The 26,619-nt window shown below is 70.1% G+C and carries 2 protein-coding genes (both running past the window's edge); both read right to left on the reverse strand.

All coding sequences use genetic code 11. The annotated features are described in order from the left end of the window. Positions 1–14,018 carry the beginning of a non-ribosomal peptide synthase/polyketide synthase gene (locus AAF481_15465; GenBank protein ID MEM7482574.1) on the reverse strand. 40,441 nt of this gene lie to the left of the window's left edge, so only the first 14,018 of its 54,459 coding nucleotides appear in the window; its start codon is at positions 14,016–14,018; its stop codon lies beyond the left edge, outside the window. Continuing rightward, positions 14,015–26,619, reverse strand: the 3' portion of a protein-coding gene (locus AAF481_15470; GenBank protein MEM7482575.1) for an amino acid adenylation domain-containing protein. Its footprint extends 439 nt past the window's final position; 12,605 of the gene's 13,044 nt are visible here — the last part of the coding sequence; the start codon falls outside the window, past its right edge; the stop codon is at positions 14,015–14,017. The genes AAF481_15465 and AAF481_15470 overlap by 4 nt, the downstream gene beginning before the upstream one ends.

Below are 26,619 nucleotides of genomic sequence, written 5' to 3' on the forward strand. Positions count from 1 at the left end.
TCCACCAGCTTCTCGAAGGGCAGGTCCTGGTGGGCGTAGGCGCCGAGAGTGGTTTCGCGCACCCGGGTGACCAACTCCAGGAAGGTCGGCCCATCCTCGAAGGTCGACTGAAGCACCAAGGTGTTGGCGAAGAAACCGATCAGCCCTTCGAGTTCCGGCCGGCCACGGTTGGCGATGGGCGAGCCGACGGCGATCTCGTCCTGGCCGCTGTAGCGGAACAGCAGGCCGTGGAAGGCCGCCAACAGCACCATGAAGGGGGTGGCGCCGACCCGCCGGGCGAAAGCCTGGACCCGCGGCGCGAAGCCCTCGAGGACGACGTCGAAGGCCGCCCCGCGGAGGCTCTGGGTGGCCGGTCGCGGCCGGTCCGTCGGCAGGTCGAGGGGCGCCGGTGAATCCCCCAGATGGTGGCGCCACCAGTCGATCTGCTGCTGCAGGGTGTCGCCGGTCAGCCACCCGCGCTGCCAGGCGGCGAAGTCTGCGTACTGCAGCGGCAGGGGCGCCAGCGGCGATGCCTCCCCCTGGTGGTGAGCGCGATAGAAGGTCGACAGCTCGCGCACGAAAACACCCACCGACCAGCCGTCGCCGACGATGTGGTGGAGGTTGACCAGCAGCCGGTGCTCGTCGTCGCCCATGCGCAGCAGATGGGACCGCAGTAGGGGGCCGCGGGCGAGATCGAAGGGGCGCGCCGCATCGGCGAAGGCCAGGCGCCGGGCGGAGCGTTCGCGCACCGCCGGCGGCAGGGCCGTCAGGTCGACGATCGGCAGCACCGGCCCGCCACCGGGGAGATCTTGGTGGATCACCTGGTGCGGTTGATCGCGACCCGCTTCATAGCCCGATTCGATGGTCGAGCGGAGGGTCTCGTGGCGTTGGATGATCGACTGCAGGGTGGCCTCGAGCACCGCCACCCGGAGATCGCCGTCGAGGCGCACGGCGGCCGGTATGTTGTAGGCGGCGCTCCCCGGATCGAGCTGATCGAGCACCCACAGCCGCTGCTGGGCGAAGGACAGCGCCAGCGGCTCCGAGCGATCCGCTGGCGGGATCGCCTCGGCCGGCGCAGCGGAGGGCACCGACTCCCCCAGGCGCCGGGCGAGGGCGGCCACGGTGGGCGCCTCGAATAGGGTTCTCAAGGGCACCTCGCAGCCGAAGGCCTCCGGCAGCCGGGCGATCACCCGCGTCGCCAGCAGCGAGTGGCCGCCGAGTTCGAAAAAGTCGTCTTCAGCGCCCACCCGGTCGATCTCCAGCACCTCGCCGAAGATCGCCGCCAGGGTTTCCTCGACGCTGCCCACCGGCGCCACCCAGGGCCCCGCCGCCAGCGACCGGTCGCGGTCCGGCGCCGGCAGGGCCTGGCGGTCCACCTTGTTGCTGGAAGTCAGCGGCAGGGCGTCGAGCACCACGTAGTCCGGCGGCACCATGTAGTCCGGCAACCGGCTCTTTAGGCTGCGCTGCAGGGCCGACCCATCGACCGCCTGCCCCGCCGCCGTTACCAGGTAGGCGCACAGACGCTTTTCGCCGGGGCCGTCCTGGCGCGCCATCACCACCGCCTCAGCCACCGTCCGGTCGTCGCGCAGCACCGCCTCGATCTCCTTGAGTTCGATGCGGAAGCCGCGCACCTTGACCTGATGGTCGACGCGGCCGAGGAACTCCAGTTCGCCGTCCGCCAGGTAGCGCGCCCGGTCACCGGTGCGGTACAGGCGCCGGCCGGGCTCCGGGCTGAAGGGATCCGGCACGAACTTCTCCGCCGTCAGCGCCGGGCGGGCCAGGTAGCCTCGCGCCAGGCCGGCGCCGGCGAGGCACAGTTCCCCCGGCGCGCCCACCGGCACCGGGCGCAGGTCCGGCGCCACCAGGTGCGCACGCACGCCGTCCACCGGGCGTCCGATGGGCAGCTCGCCGGAGGGCCGGCGCTCCGCCGCCGCCAGTTCGCTCATGGTGGCCACGACGGTCGCTTCCGTCGGCCCGTAGTTGTTGATCATGCGCAGCGGCGTACCGCCACCGGCGGACCGCTGCCCGGCCCACCGCCACCACGCCTCCTCCCGCTCCGGGATCGCCCGGTCACCGCCGAACACCGCCAGGCGCAGGGACGCCGGCTGGCCGTGGGACCGTTCGGCGAGGGCCGTCGCCAGTTCCTGCCAGTAGGTGGTCGGCAGATTGAGGGTGGTCACCTGGAGGTCGCCGAGGACGTCCAGGAAGTGCCCCGGCGAGGCGATCATCTCCTCCGTCCGCAGCACCAGAGCGCCGCCCCGGCTGAGCACCGGATAGATCTCCTCGGCGGCGTGGTCGAAGCCGATGGAAACGAACTGCAGCACCCGATCGCGCCGGCCGGTGCCGAAGGTACGGATGGCGCTCCGCGTGTAGTTGGCAACGGACCGATGCTCGACGGCGACGCCCTTTGGCTGCCCCGTCGATCCGGAGGTGTAGATGATGTAGACCAGATTTTCCGGCGCAGGCACCGGCAGCAAGGTGCCCGAAGGCGCCGTCGCCAGGGCCTCCGGATCGTCGATTTCGATCACCGGCAACCCGTCCGGGACTTCCGGCCGCGCCACCCGCCGGACGGTCACCAGGGCCGCCGGCCGGGAGTCCTCCAGGATGTAGCTCAGCCGGTCGGCGGGATTCGCCGGATCCAGCGGAATGTAGGCGGCGCCGGCCTTCAGGATGCCGAACACCCCCACCATCAGGTCGACATGGCGATCCACCAGCAGCGCTACCGGGATATCCGGCCCGCTGCCGTGGGCCACCAGCCAGCGGGCCAGGGTCTCGGCCCGGGCGTCGAGGGTGCCATAGGTCAGGGCGTCGTCGCCGCACACCACCGCCACGGCATCCGGCTGCGCTACGGCCCGCTCCTCGAAGGCGGCGTGCAGTGAGGTCGGCGGGAAGCCGGCGCCGGTGTCGTTCCAGTCGCGCAGCATCTGCTGCCGCTCGCCGGCGGTCACCAGGGGCAGTTCCAGGAGCCTCCCTCCCTCGCCATCGGCGATGGCCGCCAGCAGCAGCTCGAAGCCGTGCACCATGCGCTCGACGGTGGTGCCGTCGAACAGGTCGCGGTTGTACTGCAGGCTGCCCCGCAGTTGGTCCGACTGCTGGTCTTCGATCATCCACAGGGTGAAGTCGTAGTGCACCTCCGGCTCTCCCTGGAGGTCGAGCATCGAAACCTCGACGCCGGGCAGGTCGACCGGCGGCACATGGAAGTTCTGGAAGCCGAAGAGCGCCTGGAACCAGGGCGACCGGCTGAGGTCGCGCTCCGGCCGCAGAGCTTCCAAAAGGGTCTCGAAGGGCACGTCCTGGTGTTCGTAGGCACCGAGAGTGGTCTCCCGGACGCGGCCCAGAATCTCGTCGAAGGCCGGGTTGCCGGACAGGTCCGTGCGGAACACCAGGGTGTTGACGAAGAAGCCCACCAGGGCTTCGATCTCCCGCCAGCGCCGATTGGCGACATAGGAGCCGACGGCCAGATCGTCCTGCCGCGCCCAGCGCGCCAGCAGCACCTTGAAGGCCGCCAGCAGCACCATGAAGAGGGTGGATCCGCTGGTCCGGGCATGGGCCGCCAGGCCGGCGCCGACGGCTTCCGGGAGCCGGAAGGTCACCTCGCCACCGCGGTGGGTCTGCACCGCCGGGCGCGGCCGGTCGGTCGGAAGCTGGAGCACCGTGCCGCCGTCGCCGAGGCGGCCGCGCCAGTAGTCGACCTGGCCTTCGAGCACTTCGCCGGCGAGCCAGCGGCGCTGCCAGGCGGCGTAATCCGCATAGCGCAACGGCAGCGCCGGCAGCGGCGAAGGCTGGCGCTGCGCGAAGGCCTCGAACAGCACACCGAGTTCGTGGGTAAACACCCCCAGGGACCAGCCGTCGCCGACGATGTGGTGCAAGGTGACCAAGAGCACGTGATCCACCGCCGTCAGGCGCAGCAAGGTGGTGCGCAGGAGGGGACCGTTTGCGAGATCGAAGGTGCGCTTGCTTTCGGCTTTGCGCAGCCGGTTGGCCTCGACCGTCCGCTGCTCTTCCGGCAGCGTCGAAAGGTCGAGCAGCGGCAGGGCGGCGATCTCGTCGCGCCATTCCTCGGCCGGCGGCAGGATGTGCTGATAGGGCTCACCGCGATGCTGCCGGAAGACCGTGCGCAGGGACTCGTGGCGATGGCGTATCTCGCCGAGGGTGGCGGCGAGTACCGCCGGTTCCAGCGGTCCGGTGAAGCGCACCGCCGACGGAATGTTGTAGACGGAGGTTTCCGGATCGAGCTGCACCAGCAGCCACTGGCGGAGCTGCGAATAGGAGAGCACCAGGTCGGTGTCGCCGGCGACCGCGGTGATCGGCGGAATCTCCACCCCGCCGCGCGCCTGCTCGACGGCGGCGGCCATCGCCCGCGGCGTCGGTGCCTCGAACAGGGTGCGCAGCGGCAGATCCACGCCCAGGGAGTCGCGCAGCCGGGTCATGAGCTGCGTCGCCAGCAGCGAATGGCCGCCGAGGTCGAAGAAGCCACCCTCGGCGCCCACCGCATCGAGGTGCAGGGTTTCCGCCCACAGACCCGCCAGCAGCTCTTCCAACGGCGTGCGCGGTGCCTCGCCGGAGTCTGCGCCGGCACCATCGAATGCCGGCGCCTCGGGCAGGGCACGGCGATCGACCTTGCCGCTGGCCGACAGCGGCATGGTGTCCAGCTCCACAAATACCGCCGGCAGCATGAAATCCGGCAGGGTCTCCTGTAGCCAGGCCTTCAAGGCGCCGGTCTCCGGCGCCGCCGGGCCCGGCTCCGCCACCCAGTAGGCGACCAGCCGTTTGTGCAGCCCCTCGCCGGCGGCGACGGCGGCGGCCAGCTTCACCGCCGAATGGGCCTGCAGCCGCGCCTCGATCTCCCCCAGCTCGATGCGGAAGCCTCGCACCTTGACCTGGTGGTCGATGCGGCCGAGGAACTCCAGCTCGCCGCGCTTGGGGCCGGCGGCGAGGAAGCGCACTAGGTCGCCACTGCGGTACAGGCGGCCGCCGGGGACCTCCGACCAGGGGTCTGGCACAAAGGCGGCGGCGGTGCGCGCCGGCTGGCCGAGGTAGCCGTCCGCCAGGCCCTCGGCAGAGGCCAACAGTTCGCCCGGCGAACCCGGCGGCACCGGCCGGCCGGCGGTATCGACCACGTAGAGCCGGCAACCGAAGATCGGCCGGCCGAGGGTGAGGCCCTCATCCTGCGGATCGAAGATGCCGTTCGATACACACACTGTCGCCTCCGTCGGCCCGTAGCCATTGACGAAGATACGGCCGCGCGCCCAGCGGCGAGCCAGCTCCGGCGGGCACGCTTCGCCGGCGACGGTGAGGTGGGAGAGGGCCGGCAGAGTCCGCTCCCCGGAGATCAGCGGCATCGCCGCCAGCGCCGAAGGGGGCAGCACCGCGGCGGTCACCGCCTGGCGTTCCAACAGCTTGACGAGGTCCAGTCCCGGCATCAGCGCCTCGCGGTCCGCAAACACCACCGTGCCGCCGTTGGCGAGGGTCGGGAGCTGCTCCACCACCGATGCATCGAAGGACGGCGAAGCGAACTGCAGAACCCGGGCATCGAGGTCGAAACCGAAGGGGCGCCGGCTCATGCCGGAGAGCGCCGCCACGCCGCGGTGGGACACGGCCACGCCCTTGGGGCGGCCGGTCGAACCGGAGGTGAAGATGATGTAGGCCCGGTCGACAAGGCTGGAGCCGGGGATATCCACCGCCGACGGCTTGCCGTCGAACATCTCCTCGAACGCCGAAACGTCGACCGAGGAGTCCGCTGGGATCCGGTCTTCGAGGCCCCGATGGACCAGAACGCGCACGGCTTTGGCATCGTCGATCATCGTCGCCAGGCGATCCTGCGGGTACTCCGGATCGAGGGGCATCCAGCAGGCGCCAATGCGGTGCAGAGCGACGATGGCGACGGCCGAATCGGGCGAGCGGTGGAAGCAGGTGCCGACGACATCTCCCGCTTTGACCCCGGATGCAAGGAGCGCCGAAGCCAGGTGGTCGGCGCGCTCGGCGAGGCCGCCGTAGGTCACGGCACCGCCGTCCCAGGCGAGGGCGATGGCGTCCGGCATGCGCGCCGCGGTGGCGCCGAAGAGGGCATCGAAGGTGGCTGGCGAAGGCGGTTCATCGCCCACCCCCCAGTCCTCGAACAGCCAGCGCCGTTCATCGCCGGAGAGCAGGTCGTGATCCGCCAGGGGAAGCCGCGGCGCGGCGAGTACTCCGGTGAGGAGGCGCACGTAGCGTTCGAGCAGCGCCTCGGCGGACTGCTTCTCGAACAGGTCGGTGGCATAGTTGAGGGCCAACGACAGACCGTCCTCGTCCTCGACCCCCTGCAGGGTCAGATCGAACTTGGCAACGCCGAGGAGCGGCTCCTGGACGGTGATCTCGAGGTCCGGCAGTTCGAGGGCGCCACCGGGGGCGTTCTGCAGCACGAAGACCGTCTGGGAAAGGGCCTCGTGGCCCAGATCGCGCTCCGGCGCCAGGGCCTCGACCAGGCGCTCGAAAGGCAAGTCCTGATGCGAAAAGGCGCCGAGGGTGGTGTCGCGCACCTGTTCGAGCAGTTGTTCGAAGGAGGCGTCGCCCGCCACTTCCGCCGGCAACGGCAAAGTGTTGACGAAGAAGCCGACGGAGTCTTCGAGGCGCGAATGGGAGCGGTTCGCCACCGGGCTGCCGACCACGATCTGACGTTCGCCGGTCAGCCGGTGGAGCAACCCTTGGTAGGCCGCCAGCAGCACCATGAAGGAGGTGGCCCCACGCTCCCGGCCAAAAGCCTCGACGGCCGCCCAGGTCGCCGCCGGCAAGCGGGTGAAGACGGTGCTCCCCTCGGCGCTCGGAGTGGAGGTCCGCCGGTGGTCCGCCGGCAGGTCGAGGACCGGCGGCAGTCCACCGAGGCGGTCCGACCACCAGCGGAGCTGATCTTCGAGCACCTCGCCGCGCAGCCAGCCTTGCTGCCAGAGGGTGAAATCGCCGTACTGCACCGGCCGCGGCAGTTGCGGAGTCACTGCCGCCGCCGGCCGCTCCGCGCGAGCCGCCTGGTAGAGAGCCGACAGCTCTTTGACCAGCACCCCCATCGACCAGCCGTCACCGGCGATGTGATGGAGGGTCAGGGCGAGACGGTGGGAATCCGGCGCCAAGCGGAGGCCGACCAGGCGCACGACCGGTCCGGCCGCCAGATCGAAGGGGCGCCGGGTTTCCGCCGCCAAGAGAATCGCCTGCTGGGCGGAGCGCCGTTCCTCCGGCAAGGCCGACAGATCGATCCACGGCAGCGGCAGGTCTGCCGCCGGCTCCACCGTTTGCACCGGGCCGTCGGCGCCGGCCACGTAGCGGGTGCGGAGCACCTCGTGGCGTTCGCCGATGGCGGCGCAGGCGGCGGCCAGGGCCCGGCGGTCGAGACGCCCCTCCAGCTCCAGCACTACCGCCAGGTTGTAGGTCGCCCGCCCGGGCTCGAGCTGATCGAGGAACCACAGCCGCTGCTGCGCGAAGGACAGCGGCAGCACCGCCTCCGGCGCCCGTTCGGGAATCGGCGGCGGAGCGGCGACCGGCGAGGCGTCGACGCCCTCTATTCCCGGCACGGCGGCCAGATGATTCGCCAGGGCGGCCACCGTCGGTCCCTGGAACAGCACCCTGAGGGAGATCTCCGACGGGAAGGACTCCCGCACCCGGGCCAGCAACCGGGTGGCCGTCAGCGAGTGGCCGCCGAGTTCGAAAAAGTCGTCGTCAACGCCGACCCGCTCGATCTCCAGCACTTCCGTCCAGATCGCCGCCAGGCGTTCCTCGACGGCGTTGCGCGGCGCCGTGAAGGGTCGCTCGTCACCGTCGTCTTGCAGCGGCTTTAGGCGGGCGAGGGCAGCGCGATCCGCCTTGCCGTTGGCGGTCAAGGGGATCTCCGGCACCGCCACCAGACGCCCCGGCACCATGTAGTCCGGCAGGCGGCGACCGGCCTCTGCGCGTAGCTCCGCGGCGGCGGGAAGGTCCTCCGCATCCACCGGCACCCAGTAGGCGACGAGGTTCTGGGCGCTGCCGGACTCCTCCACCAGCACCACCGACCGGCGCACCCCCGGGTGCTCGGCAAGCACCGCTTCGATCTCCCCCAGCTCCACCCGAAAGCCCCGTAGCTGCACCTGGCTGTCCATCCGGCCCAGGTAGTCGATCTCGTCGCCCGGCAGGCGCCGGGCGAGGTCGCCGCTCCGGTAGAGGCGGGCCCCCGAAACGGTACCCGCGGGATCCGGCACGAAACGCTCGGCGGTCAGCGCCGGCCGGCCGAGATAGCCCCAAGCCAGGCCCGCGCCGCCCACCCGCAGCTCCCCGGCGACGCCGAGGGGCGCCGGATCGCCCCAGCGGTCCACCACCGCTAGCGAAAGATCCCGCAGCGGTACGCCAACGGGGCTGCGGTGCCCGGCGTCGAGGTCCTTCGCCTCCAGCGGCCGGTAGGTGACGTGCACCGTCGTCTCGGTGATGCCGTACATGTTGACCAGGCGGGGTCGTTCCATGCCGAACTGCTCGACCCAAGATTCGAGCGACGAAGGGTCGAGCGCCTCGCCGCCGAAGATCACCTCGGAGAGGGCGAGATCGGAGTACTGGTCCCCGTCGAGCACCGCCGGGATGAGCTGCAGGAAGGCCGACGGGGTCTGGTTGAGCACCGTCACCCGTTCGTCGGAGAGCAGCTCGGCGAATTCCGCCGGCTCACGGCTGGTCCAGTAGGGCACCACCACCAGGCGGCCGCCGTAGGCGAGCGCCCCCCACAGCTCCCAGACGGAGAAATCGAAGGCGTAGGAGTGGAACAGGGTCCACACATCGTCCGCCCCGAAGGCGAAGTCCTGCTCCGTCCCCTGGAACAGGCGCACGACGCTGCGGTGGGACACACCCACGGCCTTCGGCCGGCCCGTCGAGCCGGAGGTGTAGATGATGTAGGCCAGGCGCTCCGGGTCGCCGGCCGGCGGCCGTAGGCGCCCGTTGGCGGCCTCTTCGTCGGCGCTGACCGGGACCGCCAGATCGATCACCGGCGGCGCCCCGGGCTCATCGCCGCGCGGTAGCCAGTCGCCCTCAACCTCACCGTCGACGATCAGCGCCGAGGGCGCCGAGTCTTCCAAGATGAACGCCAGGCGCTCCGTCGGGTAGGACGGGTCGAGGGGCACATAGGCGGCGCCGGCGCGCAGGATGCCGAGCACCGCCAGGGGCAAATCCAGGCCGCGCTCCACCGCCAATCCCACCCGGTCGCCGGGGCCGACTCCCACCGCCTGAAGGCGCTGCGCCAGGCGGTTCGCCTCCACCGCCAGGGAGCCGTAGGTCAGGGCCTCGTCCCGCCAGGTCACGGCGATGGAGTCCGGCGCCGCGGCGGCCCGCTGCACGAACAGTTCGTGCAGCGCCGGCTCGCCGGAAAAGGTCGCCCGGACGCGGCCGGCGGCGACGAGTGCCCGGCGCTCCTCCGGGGCGAGGATCGGCAGCTCTTCGAGGGCGCGGCCGGGCTCCGCCAGGGCCGCCGTCAACAGGTTCCGGAAGTGTCCCGCCAAGCGCTCGATGGTGGTGTTGTCAAACAGCGCCGTCGGGTAGTTGTAGAGCAGCTCGAGGCGATCGGCGTCGGCCTCGTCTTCGAGCAGGTAAAGGGAGAGGTCGAACTTGGCGATGGGATGGGCCTCGTCGATCGGCTCGAGCGTCAGGCCCGGCAGGGCGAACTCGCCCCGCGGCATGTTCTGGCCGGCCACCACCACCTGGAAGAGGGTCTCGTGGGAGAGCTCCCGCTCCGTCTCGACCAGCTCCACCACCCGGTCGAAGGGCAGGTCCTGGTGCTCGTAGGCGCCCAGGGCCCGCCGGCGGACGGAGGTCACCAGATCCTCGAAGGAGGTGCCGCCGGTGAGCTGTACCCGCAGCACCAGCATATTGACGAAGTAGCCGATCAGCCCTTCCGTCTCCACCTGATTGCGGTTGGCGACGGGGGTGCCCAGGAGGAGGTCGTCCCGGCCGGCGTAGCGCGCCAGGAGCGCTGCGAGAACGGCGACCAACACCATGAAGGGCGTCGCCTCCCGGCCGGCGGCGAAGGCCCGGAGATCCCGCACCGAGGCGGCCGGCTGCGGCGCCCGCAAATTGTCGCCGCGGGCCTTGGAACCCTGGCCGGCGGAGCGCGGCCGGTCCCACGGCAGTTCCAACGATTGCGGCGCGCCGGCCAAGGCCTGCCGCCAGTAGTCCGCCAGGCGCTCACCGGTGGCGCCGGCGAGGCGCTGCCGCTGCCAGCGGGCGTAATCCACGAACTGCAGCGGCAGCGGCAGCAGCGGCGAAGGCCGCCGGCCGGCGAAGGCGTCGTAGAGGGCCGAAAGCTCCTGCACGAACAGGCCCGTCGACCAACCGTCCGAGACGATGTGGTGCATCGTCGCCATCAGCTCGTGGCTCTCCGGCGCCAGGCGCACCAGCCGGACGCGCACCAGCGGTCCGCGGGCGAGATCGAAGCCGATGCCGGCGTCCCGCTCGCCGAGGCGCCGCGCCTCGACCCCGCGTCGGACCTCCGGCAGAGCCGTCAAATCGATCATCGCCAGCCGCGCCTCGGCCGCCGGCAGCACCCGCTGCACCGCCTCGCCGGTATGCTCTTCGAAGACCGTCCGCAGCACCTCGTGGCGTCGCTGAATCTCGCCGACGGCGGCCCGCAGCACCGATACGTCGAGGCGGCCGGCGAGGCGGGCGCCGATGATGATGTTGTAGGTCGGGGCGCCAGGATCGAGCTGGTCGATGAACCACAGGCGCCGCTGGGCGAAGGACAGCGGCCCATAGCCATCGCCGTCGCCATCGGCCTCTCGCTCGGCCGCCAGGAAGGACGCCAGGGAATCCTCGACCGCCGCCGGCGCGTCCTCCGGCGCTTTCTCAACACTCTCGCCGCCGGCGCCGAAGGCCTCTTCCAGCCGGCTCGCCAGCTCTCGCACCGTCGGCGCGGCGAACACCGTTTCCAGCGGCACCGGCCGGCCGAGGGCACGGGCCAGGCGGGTCGCCACCTGGGTGGCGAGCAGAGAATGGCCGCCGAGGCGGAAGAAACTGTCCCGGGCGCCCACCTGTTCGATTCCCAGGACCGCGCGCCAGACCGCCGCCACCTGCTCTTCCATCGCCGTCGCCGGCGGCTCTTCCGCCTCGCCGGCCAGGGCATCGGCGGGTAGGTCCAAACGCATCAGGGCTTTGCGGTCGACCTTGCCGTTGGGGGTCAAGGGCAGGGCGTCGAGTGCGACGAAGTGAGCCGGCACCATGTACTCCGGCAGGTGCTCGGCGAGGTGAGTCCACAGGTCGTCCGGCGAAGGCGCCGCCTCGTCTCCGGCGCCCTCCGCCACCAGGTAGGCGATCAACCGCGCGTCGCCGGCCGGTGCCAGGTCGTCGCGCGCCACCACCACCGCCTGACCGACCGCCGGGTGCCTCGCCAGCGCCTCCTCGATCTCTCCGAGTTCGATCCGAAAGCCGCGGATCTTGACCTGGAAGTCGCCGCGGCCGAGGAAATCGAGACGTCCGTCGGGCCGGTAGCGCGCCAGATCTCCGGTGTCGTAGAGGCGGCCGCCGGCCGGGCCGCCGCCGGCCCTGCCGGCGAGGGGATCCGGCGCGAACGTCTTCGCTGTCAGAGCGGGCCGGTGCAGGTAGCCGCGCGCCAGGCCGTCGCCGCCGATGGTCAGCCGGCCGGGTACGCCGACGGCTCCCGGACGGCCGCCGCGATCGAACAGGAAGATGGCGGTGTTGTCGATCGGCCGGCCGATGGACACGGCGCCGCCGCCGGCTTTCACCCGCTCCACCGTCGACCAGATGGTGGTCTCCGTCGGACCGTAGAGGTTCCACACCTCCGGGGTGACCGTCAGCAGCCGGTCGGCGAGTTCCCGCGGCAGCGCCTCGCCGCCGCTCAGCACTTTGAAGGCGGCCGTCGGGCGGAGGCCATTGCCGGCTTCCTGCCAGTGGGTATCGAGGAGCAAGCGCCAGGTGGCCGGTGTCGCCTGCATCACCGTCGCCCGATGGTGTTCCAGCAGGGCTCCCAAGCGCTCGCCGTCGCTCGCCTCGGCGCGGCTCGCCAGCACCAGCCGGGCGCCGGTGAGGAGCGGCAGGTACAGCTCCAGGCCGGCGATGTCGAAGGACAGGGTGGTCACCGCCACCAGCGTGTCGCCGGCGGTGAGGCCGGGCTCCCGCGCCATCGACGCCAGGAAATTGACCAGCGCCCGGTGGGCCACCTGCACGCCCTTCGGCCGGCCCGTCGAGCCGGAAGTGTAGAGGGTGTAGGCGGCCAGCTCCGGCCCGAGAATCTCCAGCGCCTTTTCGACCGGCGGCGCGACGTCCGGGCTTTCGTGCTCAAGACCGTCCTCGACAGCGAACAGGGCCACCTCCTCACCATAGGTGGCGCGCAGGCGACCGGCCTGCCGGCGGCTGCCCAGGAGCAGCCTCGCCCCGGAGTCCTCGAAGATGAAACGCCGGCGCTCCTCCGGCAGGGCCGGGTCGAGGGGCAGATACCAACCGCCGGCTTCCATCACCGCCAGCAGGGAGATCAGCATCTCCGGCCCACGCTCCAGGCCGATGGCGACCCCCGTCTCCGGACCGACACCGGCGGCTCGCAGGTGGCCGGCGAGGCGACGTCCGCAGCGCAGGAGTTCGCCGAAGGTGAGGTGCGCTTCGCCCATCACCAGGGCCACGCGATCGGGCCACTCGTCGCCCCGGCGGCGCAACAGTTCCGGCAAGGTCGCCGACGGATACTGGCGGGCGGTGGCGTTCCACTCCACCAGCACCTGCCGACGCTCTTCTCCGGCCAGACTCTCCAGGGCCGCCAAGGGACGCTCCGGCTGCGCCGCGATCTCCCGCAGCAGGCGACCGAAGTGCTCCAGCCAACGCTCCACGTCGCAGCGGTCGAAGCGCCGGGCGTCGAATTGGATCTCCAGGCCAAGGCGCTCTCCCGGCGCGACGGTCACCGTCAGCGGATAGTTGGTGGTGGAGTTGACCCGCGGCTCCCCCACGGCCAGGGCGCGCTCGCGCTCCGCGTCGGGGTCGACGGGATAGTTTTCGAACACCAGAATGCTGTCGAACAGCGCCTCGCCGGCGGCCACCTCGGACCAGCGGAACACCTCGAACAGCGGGCTGTGCTGAACCTCCAAGAGCTGGAGCTGCTCCGCCGCCGCTTGCCGCACCACCCCTTCCAGGGTCTCTTCCGCCGCCATCGTCAGGCGCAGCGGCAGGGTATTGATGAACAACCCGACCATGCCCTCGATCCCGGGAATCTCCGGCGGCCGGCCGGAAATGACGGACCCGAACACCACGTCGTCCACCCCGCCGAAGCGCCGCAGCACCAGCGCCCAGGCGGCCTGGGTGAGGGTAGCGAGGGTGACCCCGCGATCGGCGGCGAAGCGCTCCAGGGCGGCCGTTTCCTCCTCGCCCAGCTCTTGGTCGACGAACATCGCCGGCGCCTTGGGAGTACGCGCGGCGAGGGCGCTCTCGGCCAGCCGCACCGGCTCGTCGTAGCCCGCCAGGCGGTCCCGCCAGAAGGATTCCAGCGCCGCCAGGTCCTGCTGCCGCAGCCAGCGGATGTAGTCGAGGTAGGGGCGTGGGCGCGGGGCCTGGAAGGTACCGCCGGCAGTCTTCGCCTCGTAGGCGGCCACCACCTCGCCGAGCACCAACGCTTTGGACCAACCGTCGAGTAGAACGTGGTGGCTGGTCCACAGGAGCTGGAAGCGGGTGTCCGCCAGGCGGATCAGGATCAGCCGCATCAGCGGCGGCTTCTTGAGGTCGAAGGAACGGTGCCGGTCGGCCTCCAGCAACGCCTCGAAGCGTTCCTCCTGCTCCCCCGCCGGCAGCTCGCTCCAGTCCTCGTGCACCAGGGGCAGCCGCACTTTCTCGTGGACCACCTGCACCGGCTCGTCGAGGTTTTCCCACAGGAAAGCCGTGCGCAGCACGGCGTGGCGCTCCACCACCGTCGCCCAGGCTCCATCGAAGGCCGCAACGTCGAGGTCTCCTGCGAGCAGCCAGCTCGTCTGCCCGATGTAGACCCCCGCTCCGGACGCCTCCAGACTGTGCAGCAGCATGCCGTGCTGCACCGGCGAAAGGTAACCGATCGCTTCGATGCCGCGGCGCTTCATCGTTCGCCTCCGGGATCCTCGGTCCCGCCGTCCACCTGGGCCAGGATCGAATCCAGGCTTTCTTGGTCGAGCTCCACGTCCAGGAAATCCGACGGTGTGTAACCGCCGACATCCGGGGCGCGGCAGGCTTCGATCATCGCGCGCAGGTCGGCGCGAGCCGCCTCGGCCAGGGCGCGGACCTCCGCCTCGGAGCGGTGCTCCGGGTGGAACCGCCAGCGCATCACCAGCTCATCGCCCTCGATCACCGCATCGAGGTCCAGGTCGTGGCGCCGCGAACCGGCCGGGTCGCGGGTCGGGCCGGGATCCTCGCCGGAGGGTGCCAGCAGGGACCCCTCGGCCACTACCCGGCCGAGATAGTTGAACAGCACCGGCGCCGGCGCCACCGCCAGCTCGTTCTCCCCGTCTCGGTCGCCCGCCAGGTAGCGCAGCGCGCCGTAGCCGGCGCCGCCGGTGGGCACCCGGCGCAGGGTCTCCTTCACCCGCACCAGTCGGTCCAAGGGGCCATCGGCACCGGATAGATCGAAGGTGACCGGGAAGATGGTGGTGAACCAACCGACGGTGCGAGAGACGTCGAGTTCCCTCCGGACCTGGGCTAGGGCGTCGCGGCCGTGGCCTTCGAGGGCCACCCGCAGCGGTTCCGGCCGATCACCCTGCAACACGCCACCGATGGCCGCCAGCACCGCGTGGTCGACGCCGGTGTCGTAGGCCTTCGGTACCTCTTCGACGAGGGCGGCGGTGTCGGTGGCGGAGAGCCGGAGTTCCACCTGCTCGGCCTCGCCGACGCGTCCCCAGCCGGTCGCTTCGCTGCCCGCTTCCGCGCCGGGGGCGTCCGCCACCTGCTGGCACCAGTAGTCCCGCTCATCGTCGAAGGCGCCGCCGATCGCCGCGGCGTGGAGTGCTTCCGCCCAGGCCTTGAAGGAGGTGGTCTTGAGGGGCAGGCGCAGATCCTCGCCCTTCGCGAGCTGGCGGCAGGCGGTTTCGAGATCCTCCGCCAAAACCCGCCAGGAGAAGCCGTCGATGGCGAGGTGGTGAACGGCCAGCAGCAGGCGCGCCGGCCGTCCGCCCTGCGGCGTGAAGTAGACCGCCGATACCAGGGGACCGGCGGCGAGATCGAGGCCGCCCTGGGCCGCCGCGCAGTGTTCCGCGATGCGCCGGTTGGCGGCTTCATCGGCAACGTCGCCGAGATCGACGGTTACGAAGGCCAGTGCCGCCTCGTCCACCGGACCGAACCACTGCCGCCCCTCCCCATCGGACCGCTCGTAGCGCAAGCGGAGGGCATCGTGGTGCTCGACCAGGGCGGCAAGGGCACGGCGCAGGTGGTCCGGCGGCACCGCCTCGCGCAGATCGAGGAGCAGCGCCTGGTTGAACCACTGGGGGTTGGGCATCGGCCGCTCGAAGAAGCGCGCCATCACCGGCGTCAAGGGCGCCTCGCCGGTGACCGGCCCCTGTTCCGCCCGCGCCTCCGGCGCCGCTTCGCCGGCCACCCCAGACAGCCGGCGGACGGTACGCTCCTCGAAAATCTGCCGCACGTTCAGCTCGTAGCCCACCTGCCGCGCCTTGGACACCACCCGGATCGACAGGATCGAATCGCCGCCCAATTCGAAAAAGTCGTCCTCAACGCCGACCCGCTCGGCCCCAAGAACCTCCTCCATCACCGACGCCAGCGCTTGCTCCGCCGGCGTCGCCGGCGCCACGTAGGAGCGGCCGGAGTCGGCGCGGTCGAAGGACGGGTCCGGCAGCTTGGAGCGATCGACCTTGCCGTTGTTGTTGAGGGGCAGCGCGCCGAGCACCACAAAGGCTGCCGGCACCATGTAGTCCGGCAGCCGCTGGTCGAGAGCCTGGCGCAGCTCTTCCGCCATCGGCTCCGCCCCCTCGCCCTCCAGATAGGCCACCAGACGCACGGTTCCGGCGGCATCGCGACGATCGATCACCACCGCCCGGCGGACCGCATCGAGGTCTTCCAGAGCCACTTCGATCTCCCCGGGTTCTACCCGGTGGCCGCGAATCTTGACCTGGTGGTCGAGGCGGCCGAGGAACTCGATGGCGCCGTCGGCCCGAATGCTCACCCGGTCGCCGGTGAGGTACAGGCGTTCGCCGCCGGCGGAGTCCGGCACCGGGAAGGGGTTGGGCACGAACAGTTCGGCGGTCAGGCCCGGCCGCGCCAGGTAGCCCCGCGCCAGCCCCGGACCGCCGATCACCAGTTCTCCCGGCACCCCCGGCGGCAGCGGCCGCAGTTGACGGTCCACTACGTAGAGCAGCGCCCGGGCGATCGGCCGGCCGATCGGCACCCGAATCTCCTCGGCCCCCGGCTCGCAGTCCCAGGAGGATGCGGCGATGGAGGCCTCCGTCGGTCCGTAGCGGTTGGAGAGCACCGCCCCGGTGCGTTCGTAGAAGCGCTCCACCAACTCCGGGGGCAGGGCCTCGGCGCCGGACACGACGCTGTGCAGGGTGTCGCAGCCGGCAAAGTCCTCTTCGTCCAGCAGCAACCGCAGCAGCGACGGGGTGAAGATTCCCTGATGGACCCCTTCGCGCCGCATCACCTCCGCCAGGTAGGCGGGCTCTCGGTGGCCGCCGGGACGGGCCATCACCACCCGCCCGCCGGCGTAGAGCGGCAGGAAAATCTCCAACACCGACACGTCGAAGCCCAGGGATGCCTTGTGGATATATCGGTCGCCGGGGCGCAGGTGACCTACCCACGGCGCATAGGCCAGGCGGTTGACCACGCCGCGGTGCGGGATCATCACGCCCTTCGGGCGACCCGTGGAACCGGAGGTGTAGATGACGTAGGCCAGATTCTCGCTGGTCGCCGGGCAGGGGAAAGGGGTTACGGCCTCGCCGGTGTCGGACTCCGTGAGTTCTTCGATCAGGACGTTCTGTGGCCCTTCCAAGCTGCCTGCCAAAGAGCGTTCGGTGACCAGCACCGGCGCTTCGGCCTGCGCCATCATCGTCGCCTTGCGCTCCGCCGGATAGGCCGGATCGAGGGGCAGGTAGGCACCGCCTGCCTTGAGGATGCCGTGCAGGGCTGCCACCAGACGCGGCGTGCGCTCCATCGAGACACCCACCGCCACGTCCGGCCCGACGCCGAGGTCCCGCAAGCGCCAGGCGAGACGATTCGCCAACCGGTCGAGGGCGCCGTAGGTCATCGTCTCGCCATCGCCCACCACGGCGATCTCATCGGGAGTCTCCCGCGCCCAGTATTCGGCACGATCCTGCAGCAACCCGCTGGCGTCATACCCTTCGCCCGCCAGGGCGTTCCATTCGACGAGCATGCGGTGGCGCTCGTCGGAGGAGAGCAGGTCGAGATCGATCGGGCGAACGGCGTCGTTCTCGGCGGCACTTTCCGTTTCGTTACCGGCGAGGGCGTCCACCAGGCCCTCGAGTACTTGCCGCAAGTGATCGAGTACCCGACGGCCCGCATCGTCCGGAATGCGCGCGCGATCCCAGGCCAAGCGCAGAATGAACTCCTCGCCGGGAGTCGCCATCAGGGCCAGCGGTTCGTTGGTCTGCTCCAGGAAGCGCGGCGCGCCGAGGGCGAGGCCGCCGGCCTCTCGCAGGGAGTCGTCGAAGGGATAGTTCTCGATCACCAACAGGCTCTCGTAGAGCGGTTCGCCGGCCGGCAGGCCGCTCAGGCTCTGCACCCGGCCGAGGGCGATGTGTTCGTGGGGCCGGCGGGCGACGGCGCGCTCTTGAACGGCGGTCAACCAGTCGACGATGTTGCCCGTCGCCGGTACCTCCAGTCGCACCGGCAGCGAGTTGATGAACAGACCGACCATCGATTCCACCCCCGGCAGATCCGCCGGGCGACCGGCGACGGTGGCACCGAACACCACCTCCCGCTGTCCCGAGTAGGCGCTGAGCAGTCGCGCCCAGGCGGCCTGCAGCAAGGTGGCGAGGGTCAACTGGTGGCGACGGGCGGCGAGGGCGAGATCTCCGGCCAGCTCCGAAGGCAGGATGATCTCGGCGAGCCCGCGACCCGCACCTTTGCGGCCCTGGAGGGCGGTGCGGTCGATCCCGAGGGGCGTCGGCGCCTGGAGACCTGCGAGCTCCTGCCGCCAAAAGTCCGACGACGCTTCCCCATCGCGCCCACCGTCTCGCTCCGCCAGCCATGCGAGATAACCGCGGAAGGGTGCCACCGGCGGCAGCTTCTCCACCGCTCCGCCGCCGTAGACTTCCAGGACCTCCGCCAAAACCCGGGCAGCGGACCAGCCGTCGAGGATCAGATGGTGGAAGGTCCACACGAAGAGGAAAGAATCATCGGCGCGCCGCAGGAGAGTCCAGCGCTGGAGCGGCGACTGGGTGAGATCAAGTCCCCGCCGGCGATCCGCCGCCAGGAAGGCGTTTTCGTCCTCCCCTTCGAGCACCACGACTTCAGCAGGGTGCGGTTCCGTGACCACCTGCAGCGGCTCGTCGAGGCCCTGCCACAGGAAAGAGGTCGCGAGGGCCGGATGGCGCTCCTGCACCGCGCTCCAAGCCTCTTGGAAGCGGCCGAGATCGAGGACGCCGGCCAACTCACAGGTCAGTTGCTCCACGAAAACACCCTCGTTTCCGCTCTCTCCAGCCTGGTAGAGAGTGTGGAAGAGCATGCCCTCCTGAACCGGCGTCAGCGGGTAGAGATCGAGCGGCGTGATCCGCCGCTCGAGAACACGGTCCAAGTCATCAGCGGACAGACCCGCCAAGGGGAAGTCCGCCGGAACTAGGCAAGGCACCTGCGGCGGCTCGGCGACCCAAGCCTGCAACCGACTGACCATCTCATCGCCCAGCGCACGCACGGTCTCCGCGCGGTACCGACTAGAACTGTAGTTCCAGGTCAACCGCAGACGGCCGTCGAAGACGGCAGCATCCACCTCGAAGGCGTACCGCCGCTCTTCCCGTGGCGAGCGCACGGGGCCCGTATCGCCGGATGTCGGACTGAAGGGACCCTCCTCCGGCAGGAGTCCGTCGAGACGACCGAGATAGTTGAATAGCACCGAGCCGGCGGCGGCCTTTCCCGCCGCCGTCCACCAGCCCGGTCCGCTCCCTTCGGCCGCAGCCTGTCGCAGCCCCTGCTTGACCCGCCGAAGGACGTCGAGGGTATCGCCGCTCTCAAGGTAGTCGAAGTCGAGGGGGTGGAGAGCGGTGAACCAACCCACGGTGCGGGAGAGATCGACCCCGTCGACGGGCAGATCGCGGCCGTGCCCTTCGACGTCGATGCGCATCCTTTCGGACGCCATCGTGTTGCCGGCGCCGTTCCCCTCGACCTTCCCTTGAGCCTGTTGGAAGGCGGCGACCAGGGTGGCCACCAGAAGTTCGTCGATGCCCGCCCGAGTCACCCGAGTCAACGTATCGAGCAAGGCGAGTGTAGCTTCCTCAGAGAGCTCCCAGACTTCTCGGACCGTCGAAGCTTCGAGTCGGTCACCTGCCGGAAAGTCCGCCGGATACGGTTCCTCGGCGAGTTCCCGATCGCGCCACAGACCGTCTTCGGCAGAAGTGTCGAACTGCCGTTCTACCCGGCGGCTCCATTCGAGGAAGGAAGTGGTCTTCGGCGGCAGGATCGGTTCCTCGCCCCGCAGACGCGCCGCATAGGCGGTCGTCAGATCCTCTAGCAAGACGCGCCAGGAATAACCGTCGACCACCAGATGGTGAGCGGTGAGAAGGAGCCGTTCGGAACCGTCGCCGAAGCGGAAGAGACCGACCCCAACCAGTGGGCCCGAGACGAGGTCCAGGCTCTCCTGCACCGCCTGCAGTCCTACCCGATAGCCGTCCGCCGCCGGTGACTCGAGCTCGAATACGGCGATCTGGGGAGGATTCGCAGAGGCCACGATGCGTACTGACCACCCCTCCTGCCCCTGTTCGAAACGGGCCCGGAGCCCATCGTGATGCGCCACCAGATCGGCCCAAGCGGCGCCCAGGACGGTGATGTCGAGAGCCTCGTGGACATCCAAGATCAGGGATTGGTTCCAGTGCTGTGGATCCGCCGTGGCGGTTTCGAAGAACCATCGCTGGATCGGAGAGAGGGGGTACTCGCCCACCACCGCGCCCTGTTCCGCATGCCGTCCGGAGTCCCCATCGGGAGCCGTATCGGCGGCGGCGGCCAGCGCCGCCAGAGTGGGATGCCGGAAGATCGAACGCACGTCGAGTCGCAGCCCCGCCGCGGCGGCACGGGCCACGACCTGCAGGCTGGTGATGGAATCGCCGCCGAGGGAGAAGAAGTTGTCCCGGGGGCCGATCTTCTCCACTCCCAGGACCTCACTCCAAATCTCGGCCATATGGACCTCCGCCGAGGTCTCCAAGACACCTCCCGCGCCTTCACTCCGCGGCCCTTCGGGCTCCGGTAGAGCCTTGCGGTCGAGCTTTCCGTTGGGGGTCAGCGGCAGGGTGTCGAGGGCGACGTAGACCGCCGGAATCATGTGCTCCGGCAAGCTCTCCGCGAGGTGCCCGAGCAGCTCATCTTCATCCACTGGCGCGTCCCGGTAGGTCACATAGGCGACCAGTCGGGTTGACCCGCCATCCTCCGGCTGATGAGCGATCACGGCCGCTTCGCGAACCGAGGGATGCGCCGCCAGCGCCGCCTCGATCTCGCCCAGCTCGATGCGGAAGCCCCGAATCTTGACCTGTTGATCCATCCGGCTGAGATAGTCGAGATCGCCGTCGGGCAGCCTCCGGACCAGATCACCGCTGCGGTAGAGACGAGCGCCGGGATGAGTGCTATACGGGTCCGGTACAAAGCGCTCGGCGGTCAGCGCCGGGCGACCGAGGTAGCCCCAGGCCAGTGCCGGCCCCCCCACCCGCAGTTCACCGGCCACTCCGATCGGTGCCAGGTCTTCCCAGCGGTCCACCACCGTCAGGGACAGATCTCGCTGGGCGAAGCCGATAGGGCTACGGTGACCGATCTCGAGATCCGCCGGCACCAGCGGGCGGCTGGTCACGACCACCGTGGTTTCAGTGATGCCGTACATATTGACCAACCGAGGCCGCTCCAGGCCGAAGCACTCCGCCCACGGCTTCATCAAGGGCACTCCGAGGGTCTCCCCGCCGAAGATCACATCGCGCAGGGCGGGGGCCACGCCCCACTCCTCCCGCCGGGCGATGACCTCTGGAATGAGCGGCAAGAAGGCCGAAGGAGTCTGGTTGAGTATCGTGACCTGCTCCTCGTACAGCAGGCGGGCGAACTCCCGCGGCTGGCGGCTCGTCCAATAGGGCACCACCACCAAACGCCCGCCGTAGGTCAAAGCGCCCCACAGCTCCCAGACGGAAAAGTCGAACGCATAGGAGTGGAAGAGAGTCCAAACGTCCACCGCGTCGAAGGCAAAGTCCGGCCAGTTGGTCTCCAGCAGGCGCACCACGGCACGGTGCGACACCCCCACCCCCTTCGGCCGTCCCGTGGAGCCGGAGGTGTAAATGACATAGGCCAGCCGATCGGGGTCGCCGGGCGGAAGCTCCTTCACCCCCGCCAGCTCTTGCTCGCTGAAGGGCGTCGCGAGATCGATGACCGGCAGATCCCCGTGCTCGTCCCGCAACCAGGCCCCCGCCTCTTCCCCGACGACGACCACCGCCACCAAGGAGGAATCGCTGACGATGAAGGCGAGGCGGTCCGCGGGGTAGGTTGGATCCAGCGGCACATAGGCGGCGCCGGCACGAAGAATCGCCAAGATGGCCACGGGCAAGTCGAGTCCCCGTTCCAAGGACAGCCCCACCCGATCCCCGGGGCGAACGCCGACGGCCAGCAACCGATGAGCCAGGCGCTCCGCTCGCTCCGCCAGGCGACCGTAGGACATCACCTCGCTGCCCCAGGTCAGAGCGATGGCGTCCGGAGTTTGGCTGGCGCACTGCGCGAACAGCTCGTGCAACGCGGCATCGCCGGCATAGGAGCCGGTATCCGAGCCGCTGTCGAGGCATCGCGGACGGTCCGCCGCGATCAGTTCCCGGCGCTCCGCCGGCTCGAGAATCGGCAAGCGGGACAAGGGCAGCGATGGGTCCTCCAGGGCGGTCGTCAGAAGCTGCGCGAGATGCCCCCCGAGGCGCTCGACGGTCGAACGGTCGAACAACTCCTTGGAGTACCGGAAGGCCAGCGACACGGCATCGTCATCGCGCCGCGCCGCGTCGTTCGGGCGGACCTCCAGAGCCAGGTCGCCGACGGGGAAGCGATGACCTTCCGACAGCGGCTCCCGCGGTGAGGACGGTCGTGTCGCCACCAGCACCTGGAAAGGCGCCGCGCGGTCTAGCTCATTCTGCGGGTCGATCAGCTCCAGCAAACGGTCGAAGGGCACGTCCCGGTGTTGGTAGGCGGCGCGGGCGGTCTCCCGGACCCGCTCCACCAATTCAGCGAACGCAAGAGCGCCGCTGAATTCGACGCGCAGGGCCAGCGGGTGGACGAGAGACCCGGTCGGAGCTTCCGGCTCAGCCCGATGGCTCTGGGCGTCGAGGAATCCCAGGAGCAGGTCGTTACGTCCGGAATAGCGTCCGAGCAGGGCGGAAAAGGCCGCCACGAGGACGGTGAACAGGGACGCCTCCCGCTCGTCGGCGAAGCGCCGCAGATCCCTTGCGACGGCCGGCGTCAAGTGCACTTCCAGCTCGCCGGCAATACGGCTCGCGGCACCGCTTTGAGCCCCTCGAGGACGGTCCCAGGGCAGCTCCAAAGCCTGCGCGGCACCGGCCAGAGTGCGCTGCCAGAACAGGTCTGTCGAATTCGAGTCGGAAACCACCTGCAGGAACTCGGCCCGGGTCATCGAAGACAGCTCGCTGAAGGCCACGTCAGGGCCTGCGAGAACTTCATCGATCAAATGCAGCCATTCCGCCAGAAGACGCTCGGCCGACGAGCGATCGAACAGATCTGTGCTGTACTCGTAGGATCCGAAGAGTCCGTCCGGTCCCGCCAGCAGTCCCACCGTAAGATCGAACTTGGCAGTTCCCGTTTCGGGTTCCAGAACCTCCACTTCGAAGCCCGGAACGCGCCCCGCCGGCGGCGTATTGTGCAGCCCGAACATCACCTGGAAGATCGGCGTGTGGGCGAGGGAACGCTCCCCCACCAAATCGTCCACCAGCCGATCGAAGGGCGCCCCCTGGTGGGCATAGGCCTCGAGGGCATCGTCCCGCACCCGCGTCAGCAGTTGATCGAAGGAAGGATCGTCGGACAACTCCGCCCGCAGGACCAACGAGTTGACGAAGAACCCCACGATCCCTTCGAGTTCTGAGCGCTGGCGATTGGCCACCGGACTTCCGACGGCGAAAGCGTGCTGACCGCTGAGCCGCGCCAGCATCACCTCAAAGACCGCCAGCAGCGCCATGAAGAGGGTTGCGCCCTGTTTCCGAGCCGCTCCTTCGAGGGCGTCGACGGTGGCCGGGGCCAGCCCGAAGGTCAGGGTTTCCCCTCGAAAGCTCGGTTCGTCTGGACGCGGTCGGTCCGTCGGCAGGTCCAACACCGGGGGCAGCGGGCTCAACCGCTGACGCCAGAAGGCCATCTCCTTGTCGGCCTCGCCGGCTCCGCGTTGCCAGGCGGCATAGTCGACGTAGTGCACCGGCAGCGGCGGCAACGGCTCCGGATCGCCGGTCATGAAGGCGGCCAGTTCCCGGCGCAGCACGTTCCACGACCAACCGTCGGAAATGATGTGGTGGAGGGTGAGCTGGAACAGATGATCTTCCGCTGCCAGGCGAATCAGCAGCGCCCGTCCCAGGGGTGCCCGGCTGAGGTCGAAGGGCTGCCGAGCGTCTTCCGCTGCCAGCGCCAGCGCCCGGTCCAGCGGGTCGTCCTCACCGCCCTCAGCGCCCGCCAGGTCGATGCGGCGGAGGGGAAGGGTGGCTTGGGGCAAGATCTCCTGCCGCGCCCGGCCTTCTTCACCGACGAACCGGGTACGCAGAGATTCGTGGCGCTCCACCGCCGCCGCCAGCGCCTGGACCAGTCGATCCGCGTCGAGGGGACCGCGCAGGCGCAACGCTCCGGGCAGGTTGTAGGCGCCGCCGGTGCGATCGAAGTGGGCAAGAAACCACAAGCTCTGCTGAGCAAAGGAGAGGGGCAGGTCCGCGCTCCGATCAACCCGCGGAATGGTCACCGCGGCTTCCGGCTCGGAGCTCTCCGGCAGTTGCGCCGCCAGGCCGGCGACGGTCGGGCTGGCGAACAGATGATCGAGGGGGATGGCGGTGCCTAGCCGGTCCTGCACCCTCGCCAACATGCGAGTGGCGATCAGCGAGTCGCCTCCAAGTTCAAAAAAATCGTCATAGCGCCCGACACCGCTGACGCCCAGAAGCTCTCCCCACAGCTCCGCCAGGGTCTCCTCCGTCGGCGTCTCCGGCACGGCGAAGGCGCGACCCAGATCCGGCCGCTGGTGGGCGATCGAAGGTTCCGACACCCGCTCGCCCGCGGTGGCGACGGAGGCGCTGCCTCCCACCCAGTAGCTCTGCCTTTCGAAGGGGTATCCCGGCAGCGCCACCCGGCGCGAGTCGCCGCCATGAACCGCCTTCCAGTTCGGCCGACATCCGGCGCCCCACAGCCGCCCCAGACTGGTGAGCATCACGGACCGGTCACTCTCGCTCCGCCGGGCGTGGCGCAGGGATGAAAGGACCGGCCGCTCGCCGCCGGCCGCTCCGCGAACCGTCGGATGGCGCCGGGCGAGGGCACCGAGGGCGTTGCCCGGGCCGACCTCCAGCAGCACCCCGTCGTGTTCCGCCAGGGCCGTCTCCAGTCCCGCCCCGAAGCGCACCGGCCGGCGAATCTGCCGCGCCCAGTAATCCGCCGCAGCAAGTTCTTCGGCAGAGATCCAACCGCCGGAAAGGTTCGAAACGAGGGGCACCCTCTCGCCCTCGGGGACTGCCAGATCCTGCAAGGCGAGGAAGCTGCGCAGCGCCTCCGCCGCCGGCTCCATCGAACGGCTGTGGAAGGCATGGGACGTGTGGAGCGGACGGATGTCGATCCGTTCGCCGGCGAGCGCGGCGGCGAAGGCGGCGATTTCATCGTCCGGCCCGCTCACCACCACCGCCGCCGGACCGTTGACGGCGGCGATCTCGAGTGCCGTGCCGGCCAGGCGCTCCGCCACCGCCCCCTCGGCCAGGGCGACGGCGAGCATCGCACCGGACTCGCAGGCCTCCATCGCCCGGCCGCGCTCCACCACCATCCGGGCCGCTCCTTCGAACGGCAGATGGCCGGCGATCACCGCCGCGGCGATCTCGCCAATGGAGTGGCCGAGCACCGCCGCCGGGCGAATGCCCCAGCTCATCCACAGCCGCGCCAAGGCGTGCTCGACGGCGAACAGCGCCGGCTGGGCGTTGGCCGTGCGGCGCAGAACCTCGTCGTCCGCCTCGCCGAGGATCGCCTCGAGGTCGAAGGGCGCGCCGTCGCCGGAATCGCCCGCGGCGAAGGCCTCCGCCGCCCGGTCGATCCACCGGCGATAGACCGGCTCGGACTCGTACAGCTCCCGGCCCATACCGGCGTACTGGGAACCCTGGCCGGAGAACAGAAACACCACCGGCGGGTCGTCGCGGTCGCAGCGGAAGGTATGCCCTTGCCCCGCGCGCAGCGCGGCGGCCGCTTCCTCGCGCCCGGTGGCGACCACCGCTCGCCGTTCGGCCAGCGCCCGGCGGCCGACCTGCAGGGTGAAGGCGGCGCCGTTCGGGTCGAGGTCTTCGCGCGCCAGGAGGTGCTCCGCGAGGCGCTCCGCCGATGTCGCCAGGGCCGTTTCCGTTCGCGCCGAGAGCAACCAGAGCTGTTCCTGCTCCTGGACTGGGCGAGGTTCCGGCGCCGGCGCCTCCTCCAGCACCAGGTGGACGTTGGTGCCGCCGAAGCCGAAGGAACTCACCCCGGCGCGCAGCGGACCGTCGCTGGAGGTCCAGGGGCGCCGCTCCGTCGCCACCTCGAAGGGGCTGCCGGCGAAGTCGATCTTCGGGTTGGGCGTTTCGAAGTGCAGGCTCGGCGGGATTTCCCGGTGGCGGAGCATCAGCACTGTTTTGATCAAGCCGGAGACGCCGGCGGCGGCGTCCAGGTGGCCGATGTTCGACTTGACGGAGCCGAGGGCGCACGGCACGGAGCGGTCTCGGGCCTCGCCGAAGGCGCGGCTCAGGGCGGCGACTTCAATGGGGTCGCCCAGCTCGGTGCCGGTGCCGTGGGCCTCGACATAGGAGACCGTCGCCGGATCGACGTCCGCCGCCGCCAGGGCCTCGGCGATCACCCGCGCCTGCGCCCCCAGGGAAGGCGCCGTGAAGCCGACCTTGACGGAGCCGTCGTTGTTGGTCGCCGAGCCGCGGATCACCGCCAGCACCCGGTCGCCGTCGGCCAGAGCGTCCTCCAGCCGCCGCAGCACCACCATGCCGACGCCGTTGCCGAAAACCGTGCCGCGGCCGGCAGCGTCGAAGGGCCGGGTATGACCATCCGGCGAAGTGATGCCGCTCTCCTCGGAGAGGTAGCCGGCGTCGTGCGGCACCCGCACCGAAACGCCGCCGGCGAGGGCGATATCGGTCTCGTAGGCGAGCAGCGCTTGGCAGGCCAGATGCACCGCCACCAGCGAGGTCGAGCAAGCGGTGTGTACCGAGTATGCCGGCCCCTGAAGGTCGAGTTTGTAGGCCACCCGGGTGGCGAGAAAATCCGGCGAGTTGCCCATGAAGGCCGGGCCGGCAGAGGCAGAACTCACGAGCCCGC

This window comes from Acidobacteriota bacterium, from assembly GCA_039030395.1.
Lineage (GTDB): Bacteria > Acidobacteriota > Thermoanaerobaculia > Multivoradales > JBCCEF01 > JBCCEF01.